Origin of the sequence: Streptomyces sp. NPDC089915 (assembly GCF_040684675.1) — a bacterium.
GTDB lineage: Bacteria > Actinomycetota > Actinomycetes > Streptomycetales > Streptomycetaceae > Streptomyces.
Genome location: NZ_JBFBGN010000271.1, coordinates 1 through 3,259, shown reverse-complemented (window position 1 = coordinate 3,259; position 3,259 = coordinate 1). Strand labels below are relative to the sequence as shown.

The 3,259-nt window shown below is 72.0% G+C and carries 3 protein-coding genes; all 3 read right to left on the bottom strand.

Going from position 1 to position 3,259, the window contains the following annotated elements; genetic code table 11:
- On the bottom strand, positions 1 to 506 hold a 506-nt coding region (locus tag AB0O29_RS34680), incomplete at its 3' end, for an MFS transporter (protein ID WP_365160068.1).
- 167 nt (positions 507 to 673) lie between these two features.
- Complete coding sequence (locus AB0O29_RS34675; RefSeq protein WP_365160065.1) at positions 674 to 2,011, bottom strand: carotenoid oxygenase family protein; 1,338 nt, start codon at positions 2,009 to 2,011, stop codon at positions 674 to 676.
- A 461-nt stretch (positions 2,012 to 2,472) separates the two neighbouring features.
- On the bottom strand, positions 2,473 to 3,138 hold the full coding sequence (locus AB0O29_RS34670; RefSeq protein ID WP_365160062.1) for a response regulator transcription factor: 666 nt from the start codon (positions 3,136 to 3,138) through the stop codon (positions 2,473 to 2,475).
- Between the last annotated feature and the right edge of the window lie 121 nt (positions 3,139 to 3,259).

The window sequence follows — 3,259 nt, the reverse complement described above, 5'->3', positions numbered from 1 at the left end:
GTGAGGACCAGTCCCGATCCCACTGCGACGGTGTGGAAGATCCAGGGCCAGCCCCACGCCTGGGTCAGCACACCGCCCAGCAGGACGCCGCCCGCTCCACCCGCTCCGGAGACCGCTCCCCACACGCCGAGCGCCTTGCCGCGACCGGCGCCGGAGGGGAACTGCTCCATGGCCAGGGCGAGCGCGGCGGGGGCTACGGCTGCGGCGCCGACCCCCTGAGCGGCCCGGGCCGCGATCAGCACGCCCGGGGTGGCGGCCAGTCCCGCCGCGAGTGAGGCCCCGCCGAACAGGGACAGGCCCGCGATCAGTACCCGGCGCCGGCCGAGGAGGTCGGCGGCCCGGCCGCCCGCCAGGAGCAATGCCCCGAATGCCAGGCCGTAGGCGTTGACCACCCATGTGGTTCCGGTGTCCGAGAGGCCTGCCCCGCTGCGGATCCGAGGGAGCGCCACGTTGACGACGGAGGTGGCGAGCATGACGGCGAACTGGCCGGCTGCCAGCGCCGCCAATACGGGACCACGGCGCAGGGCGGGTCTGTGGGCGGGTGGACCGCCCCGGGAGAATCGGTGGTTCATGGTGGTCCGGTCCATGGGGGTGTGGGAGCCGGGCAGCACGTGGGGCATGCCGCGGCCCCGGCTGCTGGGGGTAGGGGCGGGAGAAAGGTCCGGTGGAGGGGTCAGGAGGACGGCTCGGTGTCGGGGATCCAGTGGCCGTGGATGCCGGCGGGTACCCTGCGCGGGAGTTCGACGGCGGCTACGGTGCTCAGATCACCCGCGTCCAGGACGAGGAGTTCCGAGCAGTCGGCCTTGACGTCGCTGACGATGGTGAGCAGGTAGCCGTCGTCTTCGGCGGCCCCGCCCTCGGCGGGGGCGAAGACGGCCTCGCCGGGCATCCGGCCCTCGCCGTGCGCGAACAGCAGCTGCTCGCCGGTGCGTGAGTCGAGCTTGGCCGTGTGGTAGCCCGACAGGCCCGCGCCGGGGAAGGCGATGGCGTAGCTGTAGCGGTAGTCGCCACCGGTGTGGGCGTCGTTGATCGCGGGGAACTCGGTGACCAGGTCGTTGAGGGACTCGCTGGTGACCGTGCCGGTGGCGGGGTCGATGATCCAGCGGTGGAAGGTCGAGCCGGCGTTGGGGGCGGTGCCGTGTCCGGGCGCGCCGACCCACCACTTCCACGAACTCTCCCAGGCGGAACGGTCGAAGCGCGGCGCTTCGAGGACGATCCGGCCGCGTGCGTCGGTGTAGGCGTTGGCGACGTGCAGCAGCACGGCCTGGTCGGGCACCTCGAACCAGGTGGTCGGGCCTCCGGCGCGCGGGAGCACGCCGATGCGCAGCGGGACGTCGTCGTGCCAGCGGTAGGGGATGCCGGACTGCTCCGCGTGGTCGAAGACAACCGGCGAGTCGATGAAGACGACGTGCTCGCGGGTGATGGCGAAATCGTGCATGAGCGAGGGGCCGGCGCCTTCGACGATCCGTGACCTGACGATGGCGCCGGAAGCGTCGGCCACGTAGTGGGTCAGGTGCGGCGGGAAGGGGCTGTAGCTGAAGAAGTGCAGCTCACCGGTCTGCGGGTCCTCCTTGGGGTGGGCGGTCATCGCGCTGGTGAGCGTGCCGCCGAAGTCGTACACGCCGATCGTGTCGAGGTCGGCGCTGACCTCCCAGGGCAGGTTGGCCTCCTGGAGAGCCAGGTAGCGACCGCCATGGAAGATGATGTTGGTGGCTGCGGCGCTGACGTCGAGTTCGGTCCCGGTGAAGGGGACGCCGTCCAGGAACGGGGTCTTCACCCAGCGGTTGCGGTACCACTCGGCCCGGCCGTCCTTGAGGCGAACGCCGTGGAGCATGCCCTCGCCCCGGAACCAGTGAGTGGGGGTGACGCCCGGCTTGGGGTTGTGGCCGTTGCGGAAGTAGCGGCCGTTCAGCTCGGGCGGGAGGGTGCCCCGCACCCGCAGTTCGCGGCCGGTGATCTCGTCGGTGACGGGAGAGAAGTGGTCGCTGACGTAGGGCTTGCTGAGAGTCATGGTCGTCTTTCCTGGTCGAGGAAGGCCGAGGGGCCGAGAGCACTCGGAGGGGCAGGGCCGGAAAGGACGGGCCGCTCACGCCTGCCCGGTGTCGGACAGTCGACGGGGTGGGCGGTGTGCCGGCCGGTTCCGTTCGAACACCCATATCGTCGTCCGGAGTTGACGTCGGGCACGTCCGCCTTTCCGCTCGTGGCGGGTTACCCGAAAGTCGTACCGGGCCTGTCGGCGTCGAGGCCGAAAGCGCCGCGCGGCGCTGTTGCGGGGCGACTCGGGCGGCGCCGTGGCGCGAGCAGCCGGGACGGCGCGGCGCGGAGGGGGACGTGGTCTCGAACCAGGTCGTGCTGCGGGGCGGGTGACGGGATCGCGCGAGGGCGTAGCTGCCGAGGTGCCGGACCGGTGGAACGGAGTCGAACGGGAGAGAGCGGTCCGGCGGCCGTCCGCTCCTGCCCGGCCGCGTCGGGTCAGGCGAGCTGGGCGTCGTGGGCGATGATGGCGACCTGCGTGCGGTTCGCCGCCTCCAGCTTGGTCATGATCCGTCCGATGTGGACCTTCACCGTCGACTCGCTCAGGTGCAGGTCGGCGGCGATCTCGGCGTTGCTCAGGCCCCGCGCGACCGCGGCGGCGACCTCGCGCTCCCGGTCGGTGAGGACGGTCAGCCGGCGCCGGGCCGCGTCCGCCGCGTCGTTGCCGGCGAAGGTGCTGAGCAGGCGCTTGGTGATGCGCGGCGACAGCATCGCCTCGCCGCGGGCCAGGACGTGCACGGCGCGGGCCAGTTCGCGGGGCGGGGTGTCCTTGAGCAGGAAGCCCGCCGCGCCCGCGCGAAGCGCCGCGTGGACGTACTCGTCGAGATCGAAGGTGGTGAGCACCCCGACGGCGGGCGGGGCGGGAGTGGCGAGCAGTCGTCTGGTGACTTCCAGGCCGTCGACGCGGGGCATCTGGATGTCGGTGAGCACCACGTGCGGGCGGTACCGGGCGACGAGGTCCACGGCGGAGTCCCCGTCGCCGCCTTCGGCGACCACTTCGATCTGCGGGTCGGCGTCGAGGATCATCCGTACGCCGCTGCGGACGAGCTCCTCGTCGTCCAGCAGGACCACCTTCACCGAAGGGCCGGGCTGGTCGTCGATCACGCGGACTCCTTGGCGACGGTGGACACGAGGGGGAAGGCGGCGTGCACACGGTAACCGCCCTCCGGGGTCGGGCCGGTATGGAGGGTGCCCTGGACGAGTGTGACGCGTTCGCGCATGCCGA